Source organism: Nocardia brasiliensis, assembly GCF_042691675.1.
GTDB classification, from domain to species: Bacteria; Actinomycetota; Actinomycetes; order Mycobacteriales; family Mycobacteriaceae; genus Nocardia; species Nocardia brasiliensis_D.
This window is the reverse complement of sequence record NZ_CP170507.1, coordinates 62,230-87,092: the sequence shown is the minus strand read 5'-3', so window position 1 is coordinate 87,092 and position 24,863 is coordinate 62,230. Positions and strand designations below refer to the sequence as shown.

Sequence of the window (24,863 nt, the reverse complement as noted above, 5' to 3'; positions counted from 1 at the left end):
TGTCGGCGCTCACTGGGCACCCCCGGCGGTCTCATCGGCCGCCTCCGGCAGCGCACGCTCGTCGGTGGCCTCGGCTACGCTGTCCGGCTCGATCGGAGCCTCGAGATAGTCGATGAGGTTGGACGCCTCGCTGCGGGTGAGCTCTTTCGAGCTGGTGAACGGGCGGCCGAACTGCTCGCCGAGGTATCCGAGCTTGTCGTCGCGGTCGGTTACGCCGGACCGGTCGAGCAGGATCGCGAGTTTCTGCTGCTGCGCGGTCGTGCTCATCGGTTCGGTGGCGGGCTCGTCGCCGGGCAGCGGGGGCGCGTCGGCGGTCGGCACCTCGGCCGCGGGCGCTGCTGCGGCCGCAGGTTGTTCGGCGGATGTCCGGCGGGTGCGGCGCTTGCGCTGCGCAGTGCCGGGCTCGATCGCCTCCTGGGCGACGTCGGCCCGCTCGGCCACGGCCCGTACCGGCACGGGCTGCTCGTCCATGAGGTCTTCGGCGATGGCCGCGCCCGACAGCACCTCGGGGAACTTCCGCTTGCACAGGCGGCTCGTCGCGCGCGCGACGAGCTTGTCCTCGGGGTAGCCGCCGAGGTCGATCTTGGCGTTCTTGGCCTGCTGCGCGGTGAACGACACCCGCGTCCACTCGTCCTCGCCGCGCCGACGGCCCTCGATCACGGCCCGGGTGTCGTTGGTCTCGATGAACCGGATTTCGTGCCCGGCCTGGATGATGCGGCGGCGCATGAACTCGGCGTAGAAACCGATCCGGCCGTGCACGCTGAAGATGTTGCCGAGCGCGTCGAGCGGGTCGATGTCGAGCTCGTAGCCCTTCATCATCGCGGCGGCGACCTGTGCAGGCTTGCCCTTCATCGTGGTTGGCACGAAATCGGTTCCGGCGAGTACCTCGGCGGCCTTGGCGGTCTCGAAGAACAGTTCGAGCCATTCCCGCGACCGCTCGCCGCGCGTCTGTGTCGTGGTTTCGGCGAGCTGCACGGCGGTGGCCTCACCGAACCGGTACGGCTGAATCTGGGTCACTTGCTGGTCCTTTCGTAGATGACGCGGGCGACTTCGCCGTCCGGGTGGGGCGGTGTGAGTTCCTCGCCGATCAGGTCGCGTGATTCGTCGTCGAACCGGGCGACCTGCTGCACGTACCGAAAATCGTTGAGCTGCTTGGTGTCCGCAGTGACGGGCACGAGCGAGTACCCGTCGGCGCGCACGTGCACGACACCGGTTCGCTCGACTTCGGGCACCGGGTGCTCGGTGCCGTCGTCGGCGAGGTGGATGTCTGCGTGCCGGTAGGCGGCAAGCTGTAGTGCGGTCTCGCCGAACACGCCGGATCGGGTCGTCTTGATGTCGAGCAGCCAGCGCACGACTTGCCCGTCGGGCATGGTCAGATCGGCGATGAGGTCGCATGTTCCGGCGTAGCCGTACCGGTAGCTCGCGACGACGAACTCGACGAGCACTGGCTCGACGTCCCATTCGTCGAGGAATCGCACGTACGCCTCGACATGGCCGCGCAGCTCCTCGGGCACGGTGACCCGCTCGCCCTGCACGAGCTGCTCGGCGAGCCCGTGTACCTCGGTGCCGCGTTTTGCGGCGGCGTCGCGGTCGTCGTAGCGGGCCTTCTTGAGCCGGTCGAGCCGGGTCGCGACCGGCAGCTCGGCGAGCTCGTCCCACGCGTTCACCGCCGCGTCTGCGGTCGCGTTCGCCGCCCAGTTGATGAGTGCCTTCTTCGGCAGGCCGTTGCCGAGAATCGTTGTCACGCCTGGCATTCGGGCGCCGGTGCCGTCGACGTAGTAGTGATTGCGCCCTGCGGCCTTGCGCCGGACCGGCGGAACAAACGTGGTCACGCGCTCACCTCGACGACCCGCACGGCCTTCGCCCCGACTGCGACGGGGATTCGACTACCGGGAATGTGCAGCAGCCACGCGCCGCCGTCCGCTGCCTTCGCGTAGACCTGCGCACCGGCCACGAGGACGCCGACCGGGGTGTCGATGTCCTCGACCGCAACGACGAGCTGCTTGCTGGGCGCGCCGCCGCGCTGGCTGCGCCCGTAGCACGAGCCACACATGCCCTTGGCGTGCTGGCGCACGTGCCCGACGCCGTCCACGTTGGACATCGGCCGCAGGCACATCGAGCACGGCGTCGTGAGGCGGCCCGCCCCGGCCGAGACGAGTCCGAGCATTGCGAGCAGCTCGGCGGCGTCGTCACGGTCGGCGGCGTAGTGGCACGTGGTGAGCATGGCCGCGTACCGGTCGGTGTCGGTGAGCTCGCGCACCTGGCCGATCTGGTCGACACCGCGCAGGGTGTTGTCCTCCATCACGCCACCCCCGCCCGATAATCGAGGTCACGGTCGCGGGCGCGATCCCACGCCGCGCCGGTGTCCTCGACGGCGTCGGCGAGCCCGGTGTGCGAGCAGCAGGGGCAGCCCTCGCCGTCACGCTCCGGGCACAAGTCCTCGAGCGCAGTAGTGCCTCGCATGTGCCGCGCCAGGATCGCCAGCGTGACGAACACACACCACGCGAGCCCGCCGAGGATGAAGGCACGGGCGACGAGATCAGCAATCGGCATGGTTTGCCCCGTTCGACGTGGTGCGTGTGCGCCCCAGCTCGAACAGCGCGAGGCGGGCGTCGGCCAGCTCGCGGCGGAGGTTCTTCGTCTGCTCGCCGAATTGGGCGATGGCGTGCGCGTTGATCTCTGCGACGGCCTGCGCGATCTCGAGATCGGCTGTGAGCCGGTGGATTTCGTCAACGTGCGCGGCCTGCTCGGCGGCGTCGTAGGCGCTCATCGCGCACCGCCGGTCTCGGCGCGAGCCTGGTCGATGTCGTATCCGGCGTTGTGGCGGTCGTTTGCCTTGCCTTCGGCGCAGGTTGCGAGCAGCCATCCCGAGCGTTTCGGGTCCGGCACGAAACAACGCATGTCGCAGTACTGGCAATACGGCCCCATCACCAACCACCGCCTATGCGCAGCGCGTAGTCGAGTTCATGCTGCGGGCGACCGCCGTCGACCGCTGGCGATGCGAGCCGCTCGGCACGGGGCAGCGGAATCGTCGGCGGGTCAACGAGATTTGGCTGCTGCTCGAGCTGCTCTCGCAGCGCGTCGACGGTGAGCGGCGCGGGTAACCCGGGGCCGCGGCGCGCTTGGTGGCGTCCGTTGTGGCGTGGCATCGTTACACTCCTGGTCGTTGTCTCGTGCGCGTCGAGTTGGGCCTCGGCGCGCAGGGTCGAGGTGACGGTTTGGCTGGCGCCCGGCGCGGGTTCACCTACGCCGGGCGCCGCTGCGTTCGGGGCGCCGGTCTCGATCGGTGTGGCGCCCATCGGGTCTCTCCTGTCCTCGTGTCGGTGGTTGGTGTGTGGCCGACCGAGTTCGGGTGTGAGGGGGTCACCCGGCGGTCCGTCGGTCGGTCACGCGCCCCCGCGGTGGCGTTCGGCGCACCACCGCGGGGAAGTCATGCCGCGTTGCGGCGCTTCATCCGGGCGGCGGTGCGTCGGCTCAGTCCGGCCTCGGCGGTGGGGGCCTCAGCGGCAGCGCTCGATTCGTCGGCCGGTCGGCGGTCGGCGAGCTTGGCGAGCTTGCGCTGTCCGGCCTCGCGCATCTGCTCGACGAGCACGGCCATGTCCGCGCGGGTCATGCGCCAGCGCTGCCCGGCGAGAACGGCAGGGGTCTCGCCGCTCGTGATGCGGCGGCTGAGCCAGTCGACCGACGGCGCGCCGGTCAGTTCGCACACCTGCTCGAGGGGAAATGTCTCGAATTCGCCTGCGGCGGTCACTGTTCGGCACCCCCTCGGCTAACTCCGGTTGCCTCGGTGGTGGTTTCGGCGGTTCCCCGCACTGCGGGAACGAGCATTGCGTCGATCGCGTATCGGATATCGGCCGCTGAAAACGTGTATGAGTGGCCGGATTTGCGGGCAGACAGGCGGCGGTCACGTACGCGCTTACGCAGCCAGTCCTCGGAAACGTGCAGACGCTCGGCGGTTTCGGCGAGGGTGTAGAGCCGCAGCTCATCGATAGAGGTCATCGCAGCTTTTCCTCGATCGCTGCGAACAGACCGGCGACCTTGACGCCGAGAACGGTCGCGATACGCGAGAGCTCGTTGTTGGTGAATGCCGTACGAGCGTGGATGCGTCGTTGCCAGGTCGAGGCACTAATGCGCGCGCCCTCGGCGACCGATTTCTCGGTGCGGTCGGCCTGCGCGATGGCCTCGCGAACCGCTTCCGCGGTTGCCGTGTTCACGGGGTGCATGTCGCCCACACTAAGGGACTGTTCTGTCCTTTAGCAACCCTGCATAGTCTGTTTAACCGACCGTTCAGGGGGTTAACGGCAATCGTTCGGACACTATCGCGTCCTACGGTGACACTTGCCTAACGGTCAGATGAGGCCCTTAAATAGACAGCATGGACACCCCTGGCGCCCAAGATTTACCCTCCGACGAGGAGATGGACGCGGCCGCGCACGAACTCGACGTTGCATTCGGCGAGGCGATAAGGCGACTGCGCATGAGCAAGGATTGGCGGCAGGAGGATCTCGCCGCCCGCGCCCGCTTGAGCGTCAAGACAATCGGACGGATCGAGAACGGTTCGACGATGCAGACGCCTCAAATGCTGCGGATCAGTACCGCGTTCGGCATTGGACTCGGCGATCTGGTGAAGCAAGCCCTCGACCTCGATACACCCCCGGCGAAACCGTCCAGATCGAGGGCAAGGGCATCGAACAAATCCAGATCGACACGGAAACCGCCGCGTGCGGCGGATTGAACGGGCGCCACGCGAGCGAGCTATAGGCCGAGAGTTTCCGCGCTCAACTCGTTCATCACCTTGATGGGGTCGTGCCCGCGCGCCTTGATCTCGAGGAACAGGCGTGCCGCCGACATGCGTCGCGCGCCTGCGATCAATTCGGACAGATCCTCCGAACGCTGCCGACCCTCACCAGCCGTTTGCCCCATGCGCACCCTCGATCGACTCGTCTACCCGCCACCGGCCGCGAGCCCCCGACGCTCGCTCGAACACCTGTTCGATACTACTGGGCGAGCGAGTTCGCGCTTCGTATTGCGATGGTTCCCCCGCCACAGTCGTAGGACCAATGGGTAACGACAGCGTAGCCAGGACGATGCGAGCCGGTCTGTCCGATTTCGATTTTGCCTCAAATTGTTACCGAATAAAAGGTTTGAGACAGCGGAAACCGGGGCGTAGCACCGGGTTACGCCCCAGCCCCTTGTGACCGATCACTGTCTAAGCGGTTCTGCGTGGTTGCTGATCACTGAGCAGTGCCCGCGAGATTTCGGCGTCCGCGACAGCAGCGACCTGCGCGACCTGCTGGTCGAAATCGGCCCGCATCCGCGAGACCGTCTCGACTGCCTCGGCGCGAGCCTCGACGGCTTCCTCGTGAGCGAGGTCGCGCAGAGCGAGCGCGGCGTCGCGCTCTCGCCGGGCCGCGTGCGCCTCGCGCTCGGCACTATGCCGGGCACGCTCCGCCGCGGCGATGATGGCCCGCGCCCGGTCGAGCTCGGCGGCCAGGCGCCCGGCGTCGCTCTGCTCGGCCGCCGCCTCTGCCTCTGCGGCGAACCGGCGCGCCGCGCGGTGTGCACGGACGGGGTTGTGACCGGGATCGGCGCAGTACGCGGGCGGGCGACCCGGCCCGGTGCGCGGCGGAATCACCAAGCCGCACACGGAATCCGGGCCGGTCGGAAATCGGCAGTGACCTGCGGAGAATTTCATTTCATTGCACCCGTCATGAAATGCAATCGCCGGTCACGCGGCAGCGGCGAGCAGGTCGCCGGCCTCGTGCTCGGCGACATGGTCGACCGCGGCGTCGTAGGTATCGAACACGGCCGACTGCACGAGCCCGTGCTCGTCCATCCACACCGCCTCGAAACCCTCGGCGACGCGCTCGATTTCGCCGAGGCGCCCGAGCTGCACGAGACGGCGCCGCCGGGCCTGCTCGATACCGACCACCTTGCTACGCAGCCGAGGCAGGCGCCCGGCTATAACCTGCGCGCTCGCCGCAGAGGCCGCCGCCGAGTTGTGCCCGTACCGGCGATCGGTGATCGTGATCGATGAGTGCCCGGCGTCGCGCGATACGACCCAGATCGGTTCGCCGTCTTGCAGGCGCCACGAGATGCCGGTGTGCCTCGTCGTGTACGGGGTGAGGCGCTTGGACTTGAGGCGGGCGGCGATGCGTCCGTACCGCTTACGCAGTTCGTCGAAGCTCAGCCCGTCCCACCCGGCCGCGCCGGTGAACGGGGTTGGGTTGGCCGCGACAAGCGCGTCGAGGCGCTCGAGCGCGGGTGCCCATCCCTGTTGCCAGAATCGGACCGAGGTCACCGGTAGACCGGTCGGGGTGAGGAACAGCCAGGCGTCGGCCGCGCGGTCGAGGTCGAGCCGGGCGACCGTCTCCAGCGGAACGAACGTCACACGCACGCCGCGCTCAGTCTTCGGGTCGCCGAGCTTCATTCGGCCGTTGGCCCACTTCCACGCCCGGACGATCGAGACCGCGCCCGTGTCGCGGTTGATATCGCCGACCTTCAGCGCGCCCTGCTCGCCGGGCCGCGCCATGCTCATTACGCCGAACTCCCACCACGGCCGCCAGAAGGGCTCAAGTAGTTGCTCGAGCAGTTCGTACTCGAGCTCGTCGAGGTGGTCGACTTCGCGTGCCGAGCATTTCGGCAGCTTGGTCTCGGCGCAGGGATTCCACGGGACGAGCGGTGTCGGCCTCTTCCGAGCAGCAGCGCCCATGGCCGCGGCGAGTACGCCGTGCTTGTTGCGGATCGTCTTGGGTTTGTTGTCGAACTCGGTTTCGAGCCACTCGACCCACGCGGCATCGAGCTCGGGCGTAAGCGCGTCGACGGGCAGGTTCTCGCCGAAAAACGGGATCATGTCGCGGTCGATCATCCGGCGGTACTTGCGCTTGGTCTCCTCGTCCACGCTCTTGCCGAGGCTGTCGACGTAGCGGTGAAGCCAGACTTTCAGCGTGACGACGTCAGGCTCGGCGGCGAGCTGGGCCGCGAGGACACGCTCGGCCTCGATCGGGCCGACGCGGTCGAGCAGCTTCGCCCAGCGGATTGCGGCCGCGTGGTCGGTGAAGGTCTGCGAGGTCTCGGTCTCGTCTTCGCCGGGGCGGGTGATCCGGTAGCGCACTTGGCTTACCGTGCTGCCGTCCTTGCGAACGCGAATGCGGGGCGTGGTCTTGCGGGGTCGTGCCACGGGGCATGGTCCTTCGACTCGGGCCGAATCCCCTCAGATTCCCGATTGTGGACCGCAATGTGGACGCAGACAGGGCCAAGATCATTGATCTCAGCCCTGACCTGCGCTTACGTGGTGGGCGAAGGGGGACTTGAACCGCTGTATTTCCCCTGCTCACGACATGTAACCTTGGGATACTTTGGGAAAGTATGGGATAAGGCGGGAGCGTTTGAGGCGAGATTAGCCCCCAATGTTGACCCGGTCAACAGACCCTTCCAACGCCTCTCGGCGTACTCTGAGCAGAAATAACCCCCGCCGCGGCGGCCACCGCGCGGGGGTACGGACTCCTGAACCGGAGGAATCGTGCCTAATCATACGCAGTACCGAGACCTCGCCGACCGTGTCGTGTCGATCCGCAAGCGTCGGCGCCTCACGCAGCCCGAGCTCGCCGCCGCGGCTGGTCTGTCACACTCCTACATTTCCAAGCTTGAGAACCGCGACCCCTCGTGCCTGCACCCGCGCCTCGCGACGCTGCGCAAGATCGCCGGGGCGCTCGGCGTGACCACGACCGTATTGCAGGGCAACGGGCCCGGCGACGCCGAGGCCGCCGACCCGGCCACCCTCAACCTGTGGGAACCGGTGCGGCACGCGCTCGCGTCGCCGCCCGCCCTCGACGAGGACGATGCCCCGACCGCGGCCGAGGTGCGCGCCGAGCTGCACCGGCTACAGGGCGAGATGGCCGCTCACAAGTATGAGGCGATGGCCGCGGCCGTGCCCGGCCTGCTGCGCGACTCGGCCGCCGTCGGCGACCGAGCGCTGCGCTCGGCGGCGCTCGGCATGGTCGGGTGGTTGCTCGTCCAGAATCGCCAATGGTCCGACGCCGAGCTCGTGCTCGACCAGGCGGTCGACGCCGCCGACGACGAGGTACTCGCCGCCGCCGCGATCAATACCCGCGTGTGGTCCGAGATTCGGCAGGGCAACCTCGGCGACGCTCGCGCGCTCGCGCTCAAATGGGCGGACCGGATCGAGCCGAGATTCTCGCGCGCGACCGTCGCGAACCTCGCCGCTTGGGGCCGACTGTGGATGTACGTCGCCACGATCGCCGTGCGAGATAACCGACCGCACGAGCACCAGGACGCGCTCGGCCTCGCCCGCGCGGCGGCGGCCCGCATCGGTTCCGAGGTACTCGCCGAGACCGCAACGACGCGCACGTTCGGCCCGACCACGGTCGAGCACGTCGCCGTCGAAACCGCGGCACTGTCCGAACAGCCGGGCCTTGCGCTGGCGCTCGCCGAGCGCACGCCGCCCGCCGCGCTTCTGCCCACGGCGGCCGGTCGCCTGCGGCACCGCCTCGACAAGGCGAGCGCACACTCGCAGCTCGGCAACTGGAACGACGCCATGGTCGAGTTGCGCGGCCTCGCGGACACCGCGCCCGAGTGGCTCGTGCAGCAGCGCTACGCCCGCGACATCGTGGGCGGGATCGTCGAGCGGCGGCGCTCGCTGACCGATGACATGCGCCAGCTCGCCGACACAGTGCGTCTCGAGCTGTAGCCCGAAACTGACAGTTCGGGCCGACTCGGTCCGAAACTGACAGTGCGCGAACCGACCTCGGCGGCGAGTCTTATCACAACGCCGACGCCGGATGAACCTCGAGAGTCTCCGGCGTCGGCGGAATCCAATCCTCTACCGCCGGGGGTGGCCGATGGCCGCATCGCGAGAAATGGCGGCGCTCATCGCCGCCGAGGACGACCTACTCAATCGCTCATTCCTGCCGCATGATTGGCCGCACGAGGCGCCCGACCGGGCGTTCAGCGTCGAGGGCGCCCACTACGCCATGCAGCGGCACATGTCGTGCCCGATCGACTCGTGCGCCCGCAAGCGGGCCGCGCACGCCGTGCTCGTCGAGGCCGGTCACATCGTGCCCGACCCGCGCAACTCACGGGGCCTCGAATGATCGGCGAGCTTGCCCGCCTCGACGGGCACGACGACGACCAGGCCCGGCCCTCCGCTTGGCTGCAACACGATGATGGCTCGTGGTGGGCCGTCGATGAGTACGGGATCGCTTGGCCTGTCGCCACATTCAGCACGCTCGACGAACTCGAGGACGACGCCGAGGCGGCGCTCGCCGCGATCGGTCAACACGTAGTGATCGACGTTGAGCCGCTCGCCGTGATCGACACGGAGCCGTCGCAGTGACGGCCGCCGCGGCGGCGCTCGGCCAGCCCGACAAGCGAGACGCCGGCATCCGGCGGTACTACGGGCTCGGCGCGTTCGCGATGCTGTCCGGCCACCCGTACGGGCAACTCGTGCATTGGCGCCACAGTGAGCGAATCTGGGTACCGTCGCCCGATATCGAGATTGGCCGGTGGCCGGGGTGGTCGCTGGCGTGCATACGCGCATGGTCGCCCGACGGCGACCCGTTCGGCCGACCGGACACCGTGAAGTTTCGCGACGCCGCCGAGGTGGCTCGGTGTTGGCATATGCCGCGCGAGTCGCTCTGGGCTTGCATCGGCGACGGCACACTGCCGGGGCCGGTCGTGTGGATCGACGACCGGCCGGGGTGGCGACAGTGAGGGCAATCGGCCTTGTGCGCGCCGAGGTTTCAGCCGACCCGCGCGTCGACGAGACGATGATTCGCTCGCTCGCCGCCGCCCGAGGCTACGAACTGCGCGGCATCCTCACGATTCACCCGGGCACATACATGCCGACGACGCTCACTGTGCAGACCGCGGCCAAGCAGGGCGCCGTCGCGGTGCTCGCGCCCTCGCTGGCACATCTCGGCGGCACCGAGCGCGCGGTCGCGCTGGCGTGCGATGTCGTCACACCGCAAGAGACCGTTCGGCGGTCCGGCGATGCGAGTCGCTAACAGCTGGACCACCTACGCACGAAACCGCCCACCAGAAACGCCTTGGAGCTGCCTTGACCACACCAGCACGAACGATCCAAGTCCCGTCAGAGCCGACTATCGAGGCTGTGCTCGCGGGGATGCTCGCAAACCGGGCGTCCGCCATGGCCGAAGGCATGGCCGACTACGTTGTTCACCTCTGGGGGCTCGGGCCTGTCGACGGCATCGTTCCCGGTCTCGCGTGTGTGGCGGTCGACCCGGGCGACGGGCGCGACGGCGAAGCTCCAATTTTGGAGCACGCCGCACAGCTCGTCGAACAGGTTCCCGCCCTGTGGGGGTTCGGTATCTCGTGGGTCGGATGGGTCGAGGCATTCGCCAGTCCCGAAGAGATACCGGCCGAGGCGAAGGTCGCGGCGGCGCTAGGCACGCTGTGTGAACGCCCTACCGCCAAGCAGGTGGTCGGCGCGACCGTCTACGACGGCCGAGGTGGCGCGCACACCTCCTACATCCACCTCCACGCCCCCGAACTCGGTACAACGCATCTCAGTTTCGACACCCACACGCGCGCAAGCGAACTCGTCGCCGATTTCAACGGCGGAAGCATTGCCGCGCAGGCATGGGCCGCGGCGCTGCACCTCGACCAGACAGCCAACCGAGCAGCCCTCGCCGTGCTGCGTTCCGCCCTCGCGCTCGATGAAGGCAGCGCCGGGCTAGCGCCATGAAGGCGCCTCGAACGACTGAGCGCGCACCGGACGCTCAGGTAGAAGAGATGGGGGTATCCCATGTTATCTCGTTGTAACACAATCCTTTTCGCTGGAATCCTCGGGTCCGCTGTACTCGTCGGAGCACCCGCCGGGGCCACGGCTGATACACACCCCGAGTTCGTCGCCGCCAAGTCTTGCGGGTTCGAGTTCACCCACAGTCGGCCGTCGGTGTACCCACCCTCGATCAAGGGCAATGGCTTCGCCCAGTGTGATGTACCGCCGGATCAGCACATCTTGACTCTGTCGCTGGAATACAAGCAGGGCCGCAAGTGGATACCCGCCGCCTACATCAACGATTCAGGAATCCCGCCGGGCCCGCCGAACTCGCGGTCGTACGAGGTGAGCGCGGCCTGTTACGCGGGAACCTGGCGTGTCAGTATGAGTGTGACTGGCCGCCTGCAAGGCAACCCGTTCGTGTTCAGCGACTACTCAAGCACGCGCGAGATACCGACGAGCCAATGCCCGAGCCGATGAAAGGAAACCCCCTGATGCCGGACCCTCTCGACGCGAACAAGTCTCGGGAATTGCGGGACAAGATCCAACCGATCTACGAGGAAACGGCGACCTTGCTCGGTGCCGAGCATCCGGCGGCAGTGTCGCTGCAACGCGCAGCAACCGAACTCGCCGCCGCCGCGCCCGTCCCTCGCCGCTACGGCGACTATGAATCAGAGGCGTCGACCGCATAAGAACGACAGCAGACGATCGGGCGTGCCGCGTCACGCCCGATCGTCTTGCGTTAACGTGTCGCCCTCGACGGGCGATCACTCGGCAAAACCCAATCACGCCAGGGGGAACCTTGACCGGTCCGACGCCGTCCGACATACCGCCGTATTCGCCATCACCCGGACCGCCTCGCCAGGCGCCGAAAAAGGCCACCCGTACCCCGTTGATCATCGGTGGTGTGGTGGTCGTGCTGTTCGCGATGTTCTGGGTAATCGGCACAGTGAGCAAGGGTGACAAGGAATCAGCACCAGCCGTCGCGAGCACAAGCTCGGCACCGAGCACTACGACGCCGGCATCCTCGACCGCGGTCGTCGCTCCCCCTCCGACGATGTCCTCACCAACTACCGAGGCCGCGCCGGTGGCCGCCTGCTACCCATCGAGCCCGATCGCCGACCCCGAGCTCGCGGCGTTCGCTGCGGGCCTGTCGCTGCCGCCCGGCGTGCAGGTCGTCACCGGCCGCGTGAGCACACAGAGCAGCAAGCCGGGGCAGGTCGGGGTCGCACTCGATTTGTGCGTGCCCGGCTCGACCGATGCCGACTCGCTGCGCCCGATCGCGACCAGCATCGCCGCCGCATTGAAACCGACCGCGCTCGGTGCCCGTACGTTCGCGCTGTATGTCGCCGACATGAGCGCCGAGTACAAGGACGAGGCCAAGCTCAAGGATGGCGATTACGCGCTGCACCTGTGGAACGGCAAGCCATCGGCCGCCGCCGATAATGCCCGGTGGGAGGTCACCGGACGCTGAGCCTAGACGCACGAGACGCGCCCCCCGCCGAATCGGCGGGGGGCGCGGTCGTTCTCAGGTTCGGCTACAGGTCGTACGCCTCGATAATCGCGTCGACCGCGGGCGAACGGAATTCCGATTGGAACAACGGGTAGTTGCCCTCGACGAAGAACCCCCACCGGCGGTTAGTCGCGCCGCTACTCACCACGGCGCCGGAGTCCTCCCACGACAGGAACGGCGTCGAGTAGTCCCCATTCCGGTAGAGCCGGAACACATCTGCGGTGTTCCCTGCGTTGCGCTCGCGACGGAAATCGAACGTATCCGTCAGTGCGGCGTTCGTCGCGACGACTGCCCGCTGTGTCTGCCCAGTCTGCCCGGTCGAGAGCCCGCCTGTCGGAGGGGCCCCGGTCTGGGTGTAGATGGCGCACCCGAGGCCAGTGCTGGCGACGAAATAGCACATCGTGCCCGAGCCGAAGGTGTCGCCGACGGCGAGCACGGCCCCGGTGAAATTGTCCGTCGCCGCGTTGCCGACCGGTGCGATGAATTGCAACTTGACGCCGTACTTGTCGGTCGCGAATCGGCCGCCCTGCGTGCCGCCGCCGCCCTGGTAGCTCGTCCAGCAACCGGCGCGACCGTCGCCGTTGCCCATGGTCTTCATTTGCGCCCGGTTGGTGGCGACCTTCGGCGAGGCGTTGCGGTCGACGCGCCAGTCTGCGCCGAGCGTGGCGGCGTCGGCGCGGTTGAAACTGTCGCTGTACCGGTAGCCGACGACGACCGTCGCTGAGGCCGTGCCGCTACCGGCTGCCGCCGCGGTGATTGCGGTCCGTGCCGCCACCGAAACCGCTGCGACGCCCGCCCCGACCGCCAGGGCCGCAACGATGGCCGCGTGCTGGACGGCGGCCGAGGCCGCGCCAGCACCGGCCGCGCTGGCAGCGATGGCGACCCGAGAGAGCACCGCCGCCGAAGCCGTGCCGGTGCCTGCCGCCGCCGCGTCGACCTCGGACGGGAGATAGAGCGCCACCGCCGTGCCACTACCCGCCGCGGGCGCGTCGACCTCGAGTGCGGTCGTGACACTGGTCGAGCCGACGCCAGCACCACCCGCCGCGGCGACGGGCAGCGACACCGCCGAAGCCGTCGCGGTCGCCGAGCCGACGCCGAGCGCCTCGGCGACGACCACGATTGCGAACGTCGGCGGGGTCGGCCATAGGATGCCGCGCCGGTCAGGTGCGGGAAACCGGGCCACACGCGCGTCCGGCCCCGGGAACTCGACGACTTTTGCGTCTGCACCCGGCCAGCGCATTTAGTCGCCCGAGTAGGTGTAGCTCGGGGTCGGCTTGATTTCGCCGGCGGGACTCACCGAGGCGTCGGGCGAGTCGATCGAGCCGAGGTAGGTCGACCCGTTCCAGCGGCCGAGGTGGGTCACGTTGGTACCGCCGGGTACCGGAAACGTCAGCTGAGAACCGGTGATCGTGCCGCCGACCGCCGAGCCGGGCCATGTCGTGTTTTGCCTTGAGTACCCACCGCCGACTACCTCGTTAGCCGTGCCCGCCGCGCCGGGGTCGCCGGTGTGCGCGGAGAACGTGTTGCCGCGCGACGCCCAGAATTCGGCGTGCGCGTTCCGCTCGGCCATCGTTGCCGTCATGATTGAATCTCCTTGTCTTCCAACCGATTACCTGCGAGCAACGCCGCGCACCCATTCGTAATCATCGGTGCTGCCGGTCTCGGCGTTCGGGTAGTGAATCCACTGCGTGAACGGCGTTCCGGCCGGGATGAGCGCGACGGCGGCCTGCTGTTCGAGCCATGAGACGGTGTCGCCCTCGACGGTCGCCGTCCACGTGATCGGCGACGGGTCGGTGTCCCACACGATTTCGGCCGTCGTGCCGGGCGGCAACGGGCCGCCGGGGTGTATGCGCTGCACGATGAAATCGCCCCGCGTGAGCTCGATATCGTCGCGAATCGTGCGCCATCCGATCGGCATATCGGGGCCTCCTAGCTCAGGGCGTAATACGGCACACGCGAGGTGCCGAACGTGAGTGACGAGTACGCGATCGTCGCGGGCGGCGCGGTCTGTCCGCCCGCCGACCTCGCGTACAGCGCTGCGGGTTTGAATCCGGGCGGGCCGACCATTGCCCATACACGTTTGGAGAGGATGCTTTTGCACGTCTGCCCGAGCCCGGTCACCTGTAGCAAACCGACGGCCCAAATCTCAGCCTTGAGCGCGTCCAGCGCTGCGGGCAGGGTGAACGTGTACTCGCGATTCGTGTCGGCTACGGCCGCCGTGATATCGCCCGTAGCGGCCATCAGCGACAGATTTCCTGTACTCGGATTCATCAGGTACGCACAGGCATACATGGCGTTGATGCCGAATGCTGTCACGCTGTTGCCGGTGCCGAAAGTCACCCGCTCGTATTTCCGATCCTTGGTGCATTCGATGAACCCCAACTCGACGTAACTCGCTCCGTGTCCTTCTGGCTGGTAGTCCGGGGGTTGTGAGGCGCCCATCGAATGCGAGTGGCTGGTGTCACCGGAGCCGCCGGAGCCTGTTGAGCTGTTGAGCTGTGGCTCGAGCATGATTCGCGGAAACGTGCTGTCCGCGTTCCGCGTAAACGTCTGCCACAGGCCGCCGCCGTTCGGGATGACATTTCCGTCCGTGGCGGCGAGGTCCCGCTGCGCCCGGGTCGCGCTGCCGCTCGTGCCGACAATCGGTGCCTTGCTCTTGTCGTAGATCGACGCCTCGGTCTCGGTGCGCCATTCCTCGAACGAGCCGGGCCGCGTCGGGTTATGCGCGCCTGCGGGATTCGCGCCGTCGGGCTGAGTCACTGTTCCTCACCTCCTCGGGCCCGCTGTAGCCGTACAAGGGTGAGCAGTAGGTCGAGGATCGCCAGCGCGATACCGAGCAGCAGCAACGGCCGGATAACCTCGCGGCCCGGATAGCTGTAGTCGGTCAGGATCGTGATTAAGCCCTGCGTACAGATCACGGCCAGGCACAGCACGAGCCGCATTACGCCGCGCCCGGCGGCCGTCGACCGCCACGCGCTACGGAATCCGTAGATGCCCACGAACGACCAACCGAGTACGGCAATCGCGCCGAGGTAAGTAGACGCGACCGCCTCGCGGTCCGGGATGAGTAGGAACGCGAGCAACCCAACCGCCGCCACCACAACGACGGCCGCACGGTTCATAGCGATGTTCACAAGCTCCTCCGTCGTAGCGCGATAGCGTGCTCGAGTTGCTCGCCGAAGTGGTTACGTTGGATCGCTACGGCAATCGCCTCGGCGAGCTCGTCGACGACCTTTCGGCGCTTCTGCACCTCGGCGAGCTCGGCCTCGGCTCGCTCGGCCCCGACGCGCGCCTGTCGCGTCGGAGTCGACTCTCGGTCACTCCTCGCCCGAAACCACATGCGGTGTCTCCCTCGGAGTGCTTGCCGGGGCAACGGCCCGAAGCAAGGTAGTAGCGAGCCGGGCGGTACCCAGCAGCTCGGAATTCTGCGATGCGAGCTCGGATTTCACCGCCTGCTGTGCCTCGATGTGCCGCTCGAGGAATGCGTTTCGGTTGTCGGCGTCGGCGAGTAGCCGGTCGACAGTCGCGCGCGGCACCAGGCGCCCAGTGACAACCAGGCCGGTCATGATGAGCGCTAGGCCCACCGTGCCGACCTGGTCCCACGGCAGCGCCGATAGGTCGGTCACTCGTCGAGCTCTCGTCGAGCCTGGCGCCCGGTCGGCCGGGGGTCGACCCGTGCCCGAGCTCCGGCGATTGCGCCGCCGCCGAGCACCGCGACGACCGCCGCGACGAGCAGCTCGCCGAGCGCGCCGTCGATCGTGCCGCGCGTAACGAGGTAGGCGACGACGGCGACGAGCACGGGCGCCAGGCGCACCGCGACCGGCTCGCGGGCGGCGAGTTCGAGCAGGCGGGTAATCATGCCCGGCTCCCGAGGATGGCGAGAATCTGCTCGTTCTGGCGCATCACGTGCGCGATGCCGTCGACCAGAGTTCGAGCCGGGGTCTCGCTGTCCTCGCCGTCGCCGAGCTGCGGCCAGCCCTCGAAATTCGGCCCGCCTGCGAGCTGGGACAGGATGACGGCAACGGCCTCGGTGAGGAACCGGTTCCGCTCGGGGTCGGTCTCGACAGCGCGGCCGAGAATCTCGAACCCGAGCCGGTCGGGGCCGAACATCTGAACAGCGATGGCCTGTGCATCGGACATGGGGGCCTCCTTGGTTGGTGCGGCGAACAGTTCGTCGAGCGCGGCGAGGTCGCCGCGGAACGCCCATGCGTCGAGCTGCTGCCCGGCCACGTGGGCACGTTGTGTGAATTGCAGGACGGCGACCGTGCCGCCGCCGTAGGGCGCCCACCCGGGCGCGTTGTCGCCCGGATACAGGGCGCTCGCGTAGCCGGGCCGGTCGGTGCCGTAGTGCGAGGCCATGAGCGGGGGCAGGCCGGACAGGTCGGGCTCGCCGAGGTGTCCGGCCCAGTACCAGCGCGGCAGATACAGCAGTGCGACGCGGTAGCCGCGGCGGTCGAACTCGTCGACGAGCGGGCGTAGAACCTCGGTGCCGCCCGAGCCGAGCTCGACATCGAGCATCACGGGCACCGCGGTATCGGGCTCGGCTGCGGCGTAGTGGTCGACCTGCTCGGCAACCGGCACTCCGGCCGCTACGTAGTGGTAGGCCATGAATCGCAGGCCGTTGCGCAGCGCGTCGGCTTTCTGCTCGCGGTACTCGGGATTGACGTAGTCGCCGCCCTGCGTCGCCTTCGCGATCACTGCGGCGAACCCCTCGCGCGCGACCTGGTCGAGGTCGAGGCCAGCCTGCCAACTTGAGATGTCGATACCCCAGATGGTCACCGGGCACCCCCGACGAACTGCCCGAGCACGTCGGCCCACAGTGCGGCCTCGGGTCCGCCGGCCGGGCCGGTCGGCGCGGCGCTGTAGCCCTTCGGCGCGATGAGGCTCGCGAGCTTCTCGACGGTGAGCCAGTAGTGCTCGATGCCGCCGAATCGGGCCGGGTCGGCGACGTAGACCCGGCGATCGCGGTTGTCGTACCCGACAATTGAGACGTAGTGATAGATGGTCTGTGCCGGGTAGCCGGGCGGCCGGTTCGTCGGCACGGCCACGATGTTCGCCACCACGGCGTTGCCGCCGTCGATGCTGCCCACGATGTCGTCCCACAGGCGCCCGACTTGCCCCGGGGTCGGCGGGTCGTTGGGTACCTCGACGGTGATGTACGGGCGGCCCGATCGGCGAGCGAGAACCGCGGTTATCTGCCCGATCCAGTCGGTACCGTCCGTGTCGGTGCCGAGCTCGTCGGCGAGCTCGCGCTCGGGCACGTCGATACCGTGCGCGGTGAGCACGATTTGCGTCGACGCGGGCCCGCACCAATAGCCCGTTTCCTGCGGGCTGTATGCGTGATCGAGGATTCTTCCGGGCATCATGCCTCCTTGTGCCGCTTGAGGATTCCGGCGCGCTTGCTGGTCTCGGCCTCGATCGCGATCACTCGCTTGACCTCGGCCGCGCTCGCGCTGCGCAGGTGAGCGAGCACCTCGGTAACGGTGTGCTCGGTCGGGTCGAACCGGGTCACCTTGGTGACGTAGCCGCGGGCAACCTCGGGCGGCCGGGCGGCTTGCGCGACGGTCTCGCGCTGCTCGAGCTGGCGACTCAGTTCGGCTTGCATCACGTTCGCGAGCGCCTGCGCGTCGACCTCGGCCGACCAATCGGGCGGGGGCGGCTCGTCCTTCCACTCGCCCGCGGCGAACAGCGGATTGATTTCGCCGGCGCGCGGCGGCCAGTAGAACTCGCGCTGTTCGGCGACCCGGCGAGCGCCGCCGTTCCAGATACGGACCGACCACATTTTCAGGCCTGAGAGCGGCACCGCCATGGATGCGCCGCGCATCCCGGGCAGGCCGACGAGGAACGGCAAGAACGATTCCTCGGGGCAATCGGGGTTGCAGTTGTCGACGGTTGGTAGCGAGCCGGTCGGTAGCCATGGCGAGTGATCGAGCCCGCACGCGGTGTGGCACCACTCGCACGGGCACCGGCGGGTCCCACAGACCTTGCAGGCGTGCCGCTGCGGCGGCGGTAGGTCGGCGCCGGGTGCCTGCGGGGGCGCGGTCTCGTCGCTCACAGGATCGGCCGAATCGCGTGCAGCGGCGCGGCCATCACACGGCCGCGGTAACGTACCGGCGCCTGCGAGTACGGGTCGACCTCGTCCTCGCACTCGTCGAATTGGGCGATTGCGCCGACAAGGCACCGGGCGGCGGCCGAGACCGGGGGCGGTACCGCCGAGCGCAGCTCGACGAACGGCCGACACGGACCGGGCGGGGCGGCCGGTACTTGAAAGTAGACGAGCTGAGACACGTCGAGCCTCCTATCTTGTTGGCGTGGTTGCTGTTTCAGCCGAAAACGCCGAGGTCGTGCAGTGCCGAGAACACGCCCTCGAGCCGCTCGATTGCCCGCACGGCGGGGTCCTTGTCGTCGGCGTTGTCGCCGATTACCGGTATCCACGACAGCGGCTCAGAGTCGCTGTAGCGCAACCGAATTGACTTGATCCGGTCGACATGAATCCGGCCGGTGCGGTCGCCGAGGATGCCGAACCCCACGCGGTCGCCGAGCCAGCAGTGCCCGCGCCCCTGGTCGCCGATCACCCACGGGCTACCGTCATTGACGTTGACCTCAGCGGCGAATTTCGTTCTCGTCGCCCAGAATCCGGCGCGCAGGACGAGCAAACTCTCGATGGTGAACGCGCGGTCGGCGCCATCCTGGAAGTACTCGAAGTACCCGACCCAACCGTCGTTGGTAGCGCGCTCGGTGCTCTTGACGTTCATCCATGCGAGGACGGTGTCGGTGTACAGCGGGGCGAGCAGCGCATCGGCGCTACCACCGACCGCGGGGATGAATAATGCCGCACTGAGCAGGTCAAACGCGAGCTGTACGGCCGCTGAGATGGCCTCGTTTACGCCGTACATCGAGTGCCCACCGACGACGACCTGATTACCCTTGGACGGCCACCGCTTGTTCTTGGACGACTGGATGCCGGTCTCTTCGCCCTCCAGCCACACCACATACGGCGTGGTCTTGGAAGTGCCGAGCAGGCCCGGAATCTTGTACGTCGGCTCGTCGATGCTCGCGACTTCCTCGACGACAGGGTCGATGAACCCGCCGACGAACTGGGCGACGGTGCGAATCAGCCCGTCCCACAACGTGCCGCCGTTGCTCGTGCCCTGCGCGTAGTACCCGCTCTTGTCGACGATGTCGATCACGAGCGCGCCGGGGCGCAGCGTCATACCGGGGATCGGCTGCTCGTCGCCGAGGTCGGGCATGTACCGGCGCCACACGACCGAGAGCTCGGCGTCGGCCAAGATCGGCGCGGCGACGTTGTGCCAGTTCTTGAATCGCGAGCTCAGCAGCGACCAGAGAATGCCGTCCTCGAGGTCGTCGAGGAAGCTGTGCGGCTTGACGACAACCGACCAGTTCTCGACCGCCGTCGGCACCCACGAGGACGGGTCGAGCGGGTCGTCGGGCAGCGACCACCAATTTTGCTGCTCGCGCATAACTTGCAGGTGGAGGGCGGTAAGCAGGCACCAGCGCGCGCCACCGGCCAGCAAAAACACGCGGGGAAATTGCAGGATGCTCGGCAGGGCCGCGTTTGACCATACGGTGTACCACTTGACGGTCTCGTAATCCGAAAGCCATTCGACCACAAGGACTTTCGAGCCGTCCTCGCGCTTCTCGGCCGAGACGGAATCGAGGCGACCGGACCACCTCGCGCCGTTGCGGCACTCGACCACGATCACAACGACGCGCTTCTCGCCGCGCGTGATGCGGCCGTGCTCGTCCCACATCCATTGCGCGAGATAGTGATCCCATGGGAGCTCGGTCGTTCCGGCGCCGGTGTCGTTGTCGACCCACTCGAAATCGCCGAGGTATGCCGCGTCTAGCCACCCCTGCGGGCGCATCTCGCCGTCGTAGATGGCGACCTCGGGCGGCTCGAGGCGCTGCGCGGCGCGCTTGCGCTCGCGCTCCTCGGTTACCTGCCAGATCGCCTCGCACTCGGCGAGCAGGTCAGCAGTCATCGCGGCCATGGCTAGAACCGCTCCAATCCCCACGGTCGCGACCAGAGCCGCGGCTGCCTGAACAGGATTCCGAACGTGGCGCTCGTGACCTCGGACGCGGCGACCGGTAGCGCCGTCCATGGGGTGTACGGCGGGATCACGTAGAGCAGGCGGTTACCGCCGAACAGGCCGGTTACGTTCGTGCCGGTGAAGTCTTCCCACGGAATCCGCATCCGGTCGACGTGCGCGACGAGGCCGGACCCGTGCACGTCGCCAATCGGGATCGTGACAATTGCGCGGTCGGAATCGTCACGGCCCGAACGGAAATCGACGCCGATCACGCGGGCGCCCTTCGGCCCGGTCCACGACACATCGGGTATGTGCGCGCGGCCCTTGCCGGTGATGACGACCGTATGCGCCATCGGCCGGTCCGTGGGATTGCACACCCACACCTCGCCCGAGCCGGACGAGGCGCCCTCGATCTGCCACCCGGCGGGGTGCTCGTCGTCGCCGAGCCAATCATCCTCGTACCACATGGGTTGTGGTGCAACGAGTTTGACCGGTAGCAGCGAGTGCCCGTAGTCCCACGGGTCCGTATCCATCGCCATAATCGGCGATTCCATGAGCAGCACGTCGAGCGTCCGGCGGCCACTGCGCGGCGTCGTGATCGAGAGCTGAGCCGGACCGGCCGCCGGGTCCCACGGGTCGACCTCGTAGTCGAACGCCATGCGTAGCCGACTGTCGTTCTCGGCCCACTCCTCGGGGTCGTCGCCCGTCGCGCCGAGGCCGAGGTCGAGCTCGCGGTGCGGGCGGTCGACCTTGGACGGTTTGCCGCCGACCTCGAACGCGCCGCGCTTCATGCTCACGCGCACCGGAGCGTCGTAGAGCCCCTGCGGCGCGGTGCCCAGCACTACGCCTTGGTTGCCCGCGTTCGGGCCGGACAGGCAGAAATAGGACCCGTCGACGCCGAACAGTTCGACCGTTGCGTACACGCCCACCGCTACCCCTTCCCCGCCGTCTGGCGCTTCTGCTCGCGGGTCAGTTGGTTGATGGCCTCGTACACGTCGGCGACGACGAGCGTGATGTTCGAGACCTGCGTCTCGATGTCGGAGACGTAGCCGCCGACACCGGGAATGGCGCCCTTCTGTCCTTTGAGGAACTCGGACCCGGCGCCCGACATGGCCGTGCCGAACTTGGCGAGCGCGGCGTCGACGGCGGCCTGTTGGTCGAACATCTCGGCGGTGCCGCCGTCGCTGGCGACGGGGTTCGCGCCGGTGTCGGTGCTCGACGGCGTGCTGCTCGACGGCGAGCTCGTGCTCGACGAGCCGAACGTCGTCGGCCAGTTGTCGACCCACACCGGAACCGCGGTGCCTGCGGGCCTGGTCGTGCTCGACGAGCCGCCGGTGCCCGAGCCGCCGCCCGCGGTACCGCCCCCGCCGCCCGAGGCGCCGGCGCCCGAGCCACCGAGGCCGCCGCCGGTGCCGAGGCCGCCGCCGTTTCCGGTCGTCGGCGCGCCGCCGTCGGTGCCGAGGAAGAACTCGGGCGGTAGGTGGGCGTGGTCGGTGAACATCGGGTCGTCGGCCCCGGCCGCCTGCCCCCCGAACTGCCCGTTACCGCGCTCGCCGCCCATCTCGAAATTGGTTCCGTCGGGCAGGGTCGCCGCGGTGTGCCCGCCGTAGGGCCCGCCGTTGAACCATCCGACGTTGAGCGACCCGGCCGGGCCGAGGCCGGGCAGGAAACCGCGCTCGGCGAGCTCGGAATCCATCGTGCCGGTAGCGAATCGGGACGCGAACGCCTCGCGGCCGGTGGCGTAGTTCGCCAGCGCAGAGACCGCGCCCGAGCAGTCGCCCCAGTGGACGCCGCCCCAGTCGTACTCGGCGCCCTCGACGCCGCGCGCGAAGTCGACGAGCTGGTCGGCCGAGACGTAGCCGCCCGCGGCGAACCCGGGTATCTGCTGCCCGTTGTTGATCGCCTGCAACAGCGGTAGGTACTGCTTGGCGTACTGTGCGCGCACGACGAACTCGCCGTCGGACAGCATCGCGAAAATGGAGTCGCTCGTGCCCGAGCCCGGTCCGATCACTGGGCCGCCGGTGCTGAACGACTGCATCGCCTTGCCGAGGTCTTGTGCGGCACCGGCGCCCGGAATCTCGACCGGCCCAATCTTGCTCGGGACCTTGGCGAGGATGCCGCCGAGGAAGTGCACCGCGGGGCGCAGGATATCGGCGATACCCGACCACATGGTCTTGATGACGCCACCGGCCGCGCCGAACGCATCGCCGACCAGGCCGATGCCGGTTTTCACCTTGTCGAAAGTTGGCGAAATGACATTGTCGTAGGCGAACGAAATTGCGGAGCCGACGCCGCTCATTACGGGATCGACTACGTTTGTCTGGAAAAACGTAAAAGCATCGCCGACGAGGCCGAGCGCGGATTTCACCCCGTCAAAAGCGGGGGTGACGATATTCTGCCACCACCACGAAATAACGGCGCCGACCGCGTCAAACGCGGGAGTTACGACGCTTTGCCACCACCAGAGCACGGCGTCGCCGACGAGGCCAATCGCGAGCTTGAAGTTATTGAAAATCGGCGAACCGAAATTTCCCCAGAAATAGCCGATGGCTGCGCCGATTCCCTCGAACGCCGGGCGCACGCCATTGTCGTAGAGCCACATCGCGACCGACGCGGCGGTCTTGACATTGTCAATCCACCACGTGAAATACGGCTTGAGAATTGTGTCCCACAGGAATATGGCGGCCGTCTTGATTCCGTCGAACGCGGCCGTCACGATATTTCGGAATGTCTCGGAATTCTGGTAGGCGTAGACGACACCGGCGGCGAGCGCGGCCAGCGCGACCACGACGATGCCGATCGGGTTCGCCGTCAACGCGGCGTTGAGTAGCCACTGCACCCCGGCCCACGCCATCGTTGCGCCGCGGATGACACCGGTTGCGATCGTGTACGCGCCGAGCGCGATGGAGTTCGCCGCTATTGCCGCGGTGCCAGCGCCGGACGCGGCGGCCATGATGCCCTGTGCGACGGCGTACCCGGTCGCGGCGGCCTTGGCCGCGAGCAGTGCGGTACCGAGCGTGCCGAGTGCGATGCCGAGGCCGAGCGCGACCTCGCGGTTCTGGTCGATCCACTGGGCGGCCGAGGTGAGCCCGTCGACGAGCCCGCCCTGTACCTCGCGCTTGAGCTTCTCGAGGGCCGTCGCCGCGTTGTCGCCGACGGTCCGCCCCATCTGGTCGGCGGCGCCGGCGAACCCGGTCATGCTCTGCGAGCCGCCCGCGAGCGCCTCGAGGAACTGGGGAATCTGGTCGACGGCGAGGTCTTCCACTGGCGTGCCGAATAGCGCAATGGCGAGGTTCGCTCGCTCGGCCGGGCCCTGCACGCCGAGCAGGCCGTTCGCGACTTGCTGTAGGGCGCTCTGTGCCTGGTCGCCACCGGCGGCGACGGCGTCGCTCATCGCCTGCGCGTCGAGGCCGATCGCCTTGTATGCGTCCTGCGACGACTGCGACATATCGGAGCCGAGCAACGTAAATTCTTTGAGCGCGTCGCCCGTCTTGTCGAGCGCCCACTTTCCTTTTTCGGCGGCGTCGACCAGTAGCGCGAATGCCTCTTGTCCGTTGAATCCGAGGCCCCGGAAATGCGTTCCGTACTCGTTGATGATTTCCGGGAGCTCGTCACGCATGAGCGCCGGAATCCGCTGGAAACTCGTTGTCAGTAGGTCGAACGCCTCGGTTGAATCCTTGGCGAGCCCGTTCGTCACGAGCTGCGAGACGGTCTGAATGCTTTCCGGCACTTCGGTGCCGAATACCTGTTGGAAGTTGAGGGCGCGCTCGGTGACCTTGTCGATGCTCGCCTCGCCCTCGTACCCGAGCGTGTCGAACGCGGCTTGCACGGTGCCGACGGCCTGCGTCACGTCGGCGAACGATTCGCCGAGCCCTTGCTTGTACAGGTCGCCCGCGATGCGGCCGTACTCGGCGGCGAGCTCGGGTGTCGCGCCGAGCTGGGCGGCGAGCACGTCGACCGACGCCTCGCGCGACATGGCCTCGGTGACGGTTTGCATCGCCGCGCCGACGCCGATCGTCGCCGCACCGAGCGCGGCCATCTGCTTTGCGGCCGGGCCGAGCCTGCTCGAGATGTTGTCTAGGGCCGCCTGAAACCGTGACTCGGATTCCTCGGCCTCGTCGGTGGCGTTCGCCAGCGCGGCCCGGGCGTCCGAGAGATTCTGAACGGCGCGCTGTGTAGTGCGGTGCGCACGGTCGGCGCCACGCTGGGCGGTGGCGAGCGCCTCCTCGGCGCGGGCGAGCTGGGACGCCGAGGCGGTGCCCTTCTCGCGGAGCTCGCGCAGTTTCTCCTCGGCAACGCGCACCTTGCCGACCGCGTCGGCGTCCTTCTCGCGGGCGACCTTGAGCGCTTCACTCGCGCGCTCGACGGCCGCCTGCGCCGCGGCGATGCCGCCGGATATGGCTTGTCCGGTGGCCTGCCCCGCGGCCCGGCCCGCCGACACGAGCGGGGCCGCGAGCTGTCCCTCGATGTTGCCGCCGATGTTCTGCAACGACGGGATGACTTGCAGTGCGGTGTAGCCGATTACGTCCTGCGCCAC

The 24,863-nt window shown here is 68.0% G+C and carries 36 protein-coding genes; 9 read left to right on the top strand and 27 right to left on the bottom strand.

What is annotated here, in order from left to right; translation table 11 throughout:
* Positions 1 to 9: 9 nt before the first annotated feature.
* From ACFK0J_RS00570 to ACFK0J_RS00525, 10 genes are all read right to left on the bottom strand, one after another.
* Complete coding sequence (locus ACFK0J_RS00570; protein ID WP_378735477.1) at positions 10 to 1,017, bottom strand: hypothetical protein; 1,008 nt, start codon at positions 1,015 to 1,017, stop codon at positions 10 to 12.
* The gene (locus ACFK0J_RS00565) at positions 1,014 to 1,832 is read right to left on the bottom strand and encodes a hypothetical protein (protein WP_378735474.1); all 819 of its coding nucleotides are present in this window, start codon (positions 1,830 to 1,832) and stop codon (positions 1,014 to 1,016) included. The genes ACFK0J_RS00570 and ACFK0J_RS00565 overlap by 4 nt, the downstream gene beginning before the upstream one ends.
* On the bottom strand, positions 1,829 to 2,302 hold the full coding sequence (locus ACFK0J_RS00560; protein WP_378735472.1) for a hypothetical protein: 474 nt from the start codon (positions 2,300 to 2,302) through the stop codon (positions 1,829 to 1,831). The genes ACFK0J_RS00565 and ACFK0J_RS00560 overlap by 4 nt, the downstream gene beginning before the upstream one ends.
* The gene (locus ACFK0J_RS00555) at positions 2,302 to 2,553 is read right to left on the bottom strand and encodes a hypothetical protein (RefSeq protein WP_378735470.1); all 252 of its coding nucleotides are present in this window, start codon (positions 2,551 to 2,553) and stop codon (positions 2,302 to 2,304) included. The genes ACFK0J_RS00560 and ACFK0J_RS00555 overlap by 1 nt, the downstream gene beginning before the upstream one ends.
* Positions 2,540 to 2,770 (bottom strand): hypothetical protein, encoded by a 231-nt coding sequence (locus ACFK0J_RS00550; protein WP_378735468.1) that lies wholly within the window; start codon positions 2,768 to 2,770, stop codon positions 2,540 to 2,542. Before ACFK0J_RS00550 ends, ACFK0J_RS00555 begins: the two co-directional genes overlap by 14 nt.
* Entirely contained in the window at positions 2,767 to 2,901 is a 135-nt protein-coding gene (locus tag ACFK0J_RS00545) for a hypothetical protein (protein ID WP_378735466.1), read from the bottom strand. The genes ACFK0J_RS00550 and ACFK0J_RS00545 overlap by 4 nt, the downstream gene beginning before the upstream one ends.
* Positions 2,902 to 2,927: 26 nt before the next feature.
* Positions 2,928 to 3,299 (bottom strand): hypothetical protein, encoded by a 372-nt coding sequence (locus tag ACFK0J_RS00540; protein ID WP_378735464.1) that lies wholly within the window; start codon positions 3,297 to 3,299, stop codon positions 2,928 to 2,930.
* Positions 3,300 to 3,430: 131 nt separating this feature from the next.
* On the bottom strand, positions 3,431 to 3,751 hold the full coding sequence (locus ACFK0J_RS00535) for a hypothetical protein (RefSeq protein ID WP_378735463.1): 321 nt from the start codon (positions 3,749 to 3,751) through the stop codon (positions 3,431 to 3,433).
* Positions 3,748 to 3,999 carry a helix-turn-helix domain-containing protein gene (locus ACFK0J_RS00530; RefSeq protein WP_378735461.1) on the bottom strand — a complete coding sequence of 84 codons (252 nt, stop codon included), beginning with the start codon at positions 3,997 to 3,999 and terminating at the stop codon, positions 3,748 to 3,750. The genes ACFK0J_RS00535 and ACFK0J_RS00530 overlap by 4 nt, the downstream gene beginning before the upstream one ends.
* Positions 3,996 to 4,223 carry a hypothetical protein gene (locus ACFK0J_RS00525; protein WP_378735459.1) on the bottom strand — a complete coding sequence of 76 codons (228 nt, stop codon included), beginning with the start codon at positions 4,221 to 4,223 and terminating at the stop codon, positions 3,996 to 3,998. Before ACFK0J_RS00525 ends, ACFK0J_RS00530 begins: the two co-directional genes overlap by 4 nt.
* A 152-nt stretch (positions 4,224 to 4,375) precedes the next feature.
* Here ACFK0J_RS00525 and ACFK0J_RS00520 point away from each other — a divergent pair, with 152 nt between their 5' ends.
* Positions 4,376 to 4,735 (top strand): helix-turn-helix domain-containing protein, encoded by a 360-nt coding sequence (locus ACFK0J_RS00520; protein ID WP_378735457.1) that lies wholly within the window; start codon positions 4,376 to 4,378, stop codon positions 4,733 to 4,735.
* Positions 4,736 to 4,755: 20 nt separating this feature from the next.
* Here the strand turns inward: ACFK0J_RS00520 and ACFK0J_RS00515 are convergent, their stop codons facing one another.
* From ACFK0J_RS00515 to ACFK0J_RS00505, 3 genes are all read right to left on the bottom strand, one after another.
* On the bottom strand, positions 4,756 to 4,923 hold the full coding sequence (locus tag ACFK0J_RS00515) for a hypothetical protein (RefSeq protein ID WP_378735455.1): 168 nt from the start codon (positions 4,921 to 4,923) through the stop codon (positions 4,756 to 4,758).
* A gap of 286 nt (positions 4,924 to 5,209) precedes the next feature.
* Entirely contained in the window at positions 5,210 to 5,695 is a 486-nt protein-coding gene (locus tag ACFK0J_RS00510) for a hypothetical protein (RefSeq protein WP_378735453.1), read from the bottom strand.
* A gap of 33 nt (positions 5,696 to 5,728) precedes the next feature.
* A complete protein-coding gene (locus tag ACFK0J_RS00505; protein ID WP_378735452.1) occupies positions 5,729 to 7,180 on the bottom strand; it encodes a hypothetical protein in 1,452 nt (483 codons plus the stop codon).
* Between the two features lie 342 nt (positions 7,181 to 7,522).
* Between ACFK0J_RS00505 and ACFK0J_RS00500 the strand changes: the two genes are divergently transcribed.
* From ACFK0J_RS00500 to ACFK0J_RS00465, 8 genes are all read left to right on the top strand, one after another.
* The gene (locus tag ACFK0J_RS00500) at positions 7,523 to 8,710 is read left to right on the top strand and encodes a helix-turn-helix domain-containing protein (protein ID WP_378735450.1); all 1,188 of its coding nucleotides are present in this window, start codon (positions 7,523 to 7,525) and stop codon (positions 8,708 to 8,710) included.
* A gap of 151 nt (positions 8,711 to 8,861) precedes the next feature.
* Complete coding sequence (locus ACFK0J_RS00495; RefSeq protein WP_378735449.1) at positions 8,862 to 9,113, top strand: hypothetical protein; 252 nt, start codon at positions 8,862 to 8,864, stop codon at positions 9,111 to 9,113.
* Positions 9,110 to 9,355 carry a hypothetical protein gene (locus ACFK0J_RS00490; protein ID WP_378735447.1) on the top strand — a complete coding sequence of 82 codons (246 nt, stop codon included), beginning with the start codon at positions 9,110 to 9,112 and terminating at the stop codon, positions 9,353 to 9,355. The genes ACFK0J_RS00495 and ACFK0J_RS00490 overlap by 4 nt, the downstream gene beginning before the upstream one ends.
* Positions 9,352 to 9,732, top strand: a complete 381-nt coding sequence (locus tag ACFK0J_RS00485; protein WP_378735445.1) for a hypothetical protein — start codon at positions 9,352 to 9,354, stop codon at positions 9,730 to 9,732. Before ACFK0J_RS00490 ends, ACFK0J_RS00485 begins: the two co-directional genes overlap by 4 nt.
* The gene (locus ACFK0J_RS00480; RefSeq protein ID WP_378735443.1) at positions 9,729 to 10,025 is read left to right on the top strand and encodes a hypothetical protein; all 297 of its coding nucleotides are present in this window, start codon (positions 9,729 to 9,731) and stop codon (positions 10,023 to 10,025) included. Before ACFK0J_RS00485 ends, ACFK0J_RS00480 begins: the two co-directional genes overlap by 4 nt.
* Before the next feature lie 119 nt (positions 10,026 to 10,144).
* A complete protein-coding gene (locus tag ACFK0J_RS00475; RefSeq protein WP_378735442.1) occupies positions 10,145 to 10,726 on the top strand; it encodes a hypothetical protein in 582 nt (193 codons plus the stop codon).
* A gap of 530 nt (positions 10,727 to 11,256) precedes the next feature.
* Positions 11,257 to 11,454, top strand: coding sequence for a hypothetical protein (locus ACFK0J_RS00470; protein WP_378735440.1), 198 nt, complete (start codon positions 11,257 to 11,259; stop codon positions 11,452 to 11,454).
* Positions 11,455 to 11,819: 365 nt separating this feature from the next.
* Entirely contained in the window at positions 11,820 to 12,236 is a 417-nt protein-coding gene (locus ACFK0J_RS00465; RefSeq protein WP_378735438.1) for a hypothetical protein, read from the top strand.
* 64 nt (positions 12,237 to 12,300) lie between these two features.
* On the opposite strand, the gene ACFK0J_RS00460 is transcribed toward ACFK0J_RS00465, so the two are convergent.
* The 14 genes from ACFK0J_RS00460 to ACFK0J_RS00395 all read right to left on the bottom strand — a co-directional run bounded on the left by ACFK0J_RS00460 (position 12,301) and on the right by ACFK0J_RS00395 (position 24,863).
* On the bottom strand, positions 12,301 to 13,392 hold the full coding sequence (locus tag ACFK0J_RS00460; RefSeq protein ID WP_378735436.1) for a hypothetical protein: 1,092 nt from the start codon (positions 13,390 to 13,392) through the stop codon (positions 12,301 to 12,303).
* Between the two features lie 123 nt (positions 13,393 to 13,515).
* Entirely contained in the window at positions 13,516 to 13,857 is a 342-nt protein-coding gene (locus ACFK0J_RS00455; protein ID WP_378735434.1) for a hypothetical protein, read from the bottom strand.
* Between the two features lie 27 nt (positions 13,858 to 13,884).
* Positions 13,885 to 14,193 (bottom strand): hypothetical protein, encoded by a 309-nt coding sequence (locus tag ACFK0J_RS00450; protein WP_378735433.1) that lies wholly within the window; start codon positions 14,191 to 14,193, stop codon positions 13,885 to 13,887.
* Positions 14,194 to 14,204: 11 nt separating this feature from the next.
* Positions 14,205 to 15,035 (bottom strand): hypothetical protein, encoded by an 831-nt coding sequence (locus ACFK0J_RS00445; RefSeq protein WP_378735431.1) that lies wholly within the window; start codon positions 15,033 to 15,035, stop codon positions 14,205 to 14,207.
* Positions 15,032 to 15,409, bottom strand: a complete 378-nt coding sequence (locus ACFK0J_RS00440; protein ID WP_378735429.1) for a hypothetical protein — start codon at positions 15,407 to 15,409, stop codon at positions 15,032 to 15,034. Before ACFK0J_RS00440 ends, ACFK0J_RS00445 begins: the two co-directional genes overlap by 4 nt.
* A 183-nt stretch (positions 15,410 to 15,592) precedes the next feature.
* Positions 15,593 to 15,901, bottom strand: coding sequence for a hypothetical protein (locus ACFK0J_RS00435; protein ID WP_378735427.1), 309 nt, complete (start codon positions 15,899 to 15,901; stop codon positions 15,593 to 15,595).
* A complete protein-coding gene (locus tag ACFK0J_RS00430) occupies positions 15,898 to 16,134 on the bottom strand; it encodes a hypothetical protein (protein ID WP_378735426.1) in 237 nt (78 codons plus the stop codon). The genes ACFK0J_RS00435 and ACFK0J_RS00430 overlap by 4 nt, the downstream gene beginning before the upstream one ends.
* A complete protein-coding gene (locus ACFK0J_RS00425; protein WP_378735424.1) occupies positions 16,131 to 17,054 on the bottom strand; it encodes a glycoside hydrolase family 25 protein in 924 nt (307 codons plus the stop codon). Before ACFK0J_RS00425 ends, ACFK0J_RS00430 begins: the two co-directional genes overlap by 4 nt.
* Positions 17,051 to 17,641: a C39 family peptidase gene (locus ACFK0J_RS00420; RefSeq protein ID WP_378735422.1), complete on the bottom strand. Its 591-nt coding sequence runs from the start codon at positions 17,639 to 17,641 to the stop codon at positions 17,051 to 17,053. Before ACFK0J_RS00420 ends, ACFK0J_RS00425 begins: the two co-directional genes overlap by 4 nt.
* Positions 17,638 to 18,330 (bottom strand): DUF2744 domain-containing protein, encoded by a 693-nt coding sequence (locus ACFK0J_RS00415; protein ID WP_378735420.1) that lies wholly within the window; start codon positions 18,328 to 18,330, stop codon positions 17,638 to 17,640. The genes ACFK0J_RS00420 and ACFK0J_RS00415 overlap by 4 nt, the downstream gene beginning before the upstream one ends.
* A complete protein-coding gene (locus ACFK0J_RS00410) occupies positions 18,327 to 18,563 on the bottom strand; it encodes a hypothetical protein (protein WP_378735418.1) in 237 nt (78 codons plus the stop codon). Before ACFK0J_RS00410 ends, ACFK0J_RS00415 begins: the two co-directional genes overlap by 4 nt.
* Positions 18,564 to 18,598: 35 nt before the next feature.
* Positions 18,599 to 20,278, bottom strand: a complete 1,680-nt coding sequence (locus ACFK0J_RS00405; RefSeq protein WP_378735416.1) for a phage tail protein — start codon at positions 20,276 to 20,278, stop codon at positions 18,599 to 18,601.
* Positions 20,279 to 20,289: 11 nt separating this feature from the next.
* A complete protein-coding gene (locus tag ACFK0J_RS00400) occupies positions 20,290 to 21,255 on the bottom strand; it encodes a hypothetical protein (RefSeq protein WP_378735414.1) in 966 nt (321 codons plus the stop codon).
* Positions 21,256 to 21,257: 2 nt separating this feature from the next.
* Positions 21,258 to 24,863, bottom strand: a complete 3,606-nt coding sequence (locus tag ACFK0J_RS00395; RefSeq protein WP_378735412.1) for a phage tail tape measure protein — start codon at positions 24,861 to 24,863, stop codon at positions 21,258 to 21,260.